Genomic DNA, 948 nt, shown 5'->3' with positions numbered 1-948 from the left:
GGGCGTGTCAGATGGTCTGTGTAAGCCGTACCGAGAGGAACGGTAAGAATCATGACCATGATCGACGAGAAGAACCCAGGCGAGCCCTCGGGCCAGGACCTGGTCGAGCAGCTGAAAGCCTCAGGGCAGCTTGATGCCCTGTTCGCGCAGATCGACGCGGGCGGCGTCGAGCTCACCGGTGACGGCGGGTTCGTGCCCGCGCTGGTCAAGGCCGCGCTCGAGCGGGGCCTGCAGGCCGAGCTGACCAGCCATCTGGGCTACGAGAAGGGCTCGAGCGAGGCGCTGAAGCACGCCAACTCCCGCAACGGGACCACCCCGAAGACCGTGGAGTCCGAGGTCGGGCCGATCGAGCTGGACGTCCCGCGAGACCGGGGCGGGTCGTTCACCCCGCGCCTGGTGCCCAAGGGCCAGCGGCGCCTCGGGGGCCTGGATGACATGATCATCAGCCTCTATGCCGGCGGAATGACGATCCGGGACATCCAGCACCACCTGGCCTCCACGATCGGCACGGACCTGTCGCACGAGACGATCTCCAACATCACCGACGCCGTGAGCGAAGAGGTCCTGGCGTGGCAGTCGCGGCCGCTGGAGGAGTTCTATCCGGTGATCTATCTCGACGCAATCCGGATCAAGATCCGAGAGAACAGCCAGGTCCTCAACCGTGCCGCCTACATCGCCGTCGGCGTGGACCTCGAGGGCATCAAGCACGTGCTGGGGATCTGGGTCCAGGACACCGAGGGCTCGGCGTTCTGGGCCCACGTCTGCGCCGATCTCGCCAACCGGGGCGTGCAGGACGTGCTGATCGTGTGCTGCGACGGGCTCAAGGGCCTGCCGGAGGCGGTCGAGGCGACGTGGCCGGACTCGATGGTCCAGACCTGCGTGGTTCACCTGATCCGGGCCGCGATGCGGTTCGTGGCCTACCAGGACCGCAAGAAGGTCGCCGCCGCG

At 67.2% G+C, this 948-nt stretch carries 1 protein-coding gene; it reads left to right on the top strand.

Annotated features, from left to right (window positions below; genetic code table 11):
* Nucleotides 1–57: 57 nt before the first annotated feature.
* Nucleotides 58–948 (top strand): IS256-like element ISMlu11 family transposase (locus QL983_RS11330; RefSeq protein ID WP_290153074.1); only part of this gene is annotated, 891 nt, incomplete at its 3' end.

The sequence above is a fragment of the Micrococcus sp. APC 4021 genome (genome assembly GCF_030407635.1).
Taxonomy (GTDB): Bacteria; Actinomycetota; Actinomycetes; order Actinomycetales; family Micrococcaceae; genus Micrococcus; species Micrococcus luteus.
The sequence above is the reverse complement of the archived record's forward strand: the minus strand, read 5'-3'. Positions and strand labels throughout refer to the sequence as shown.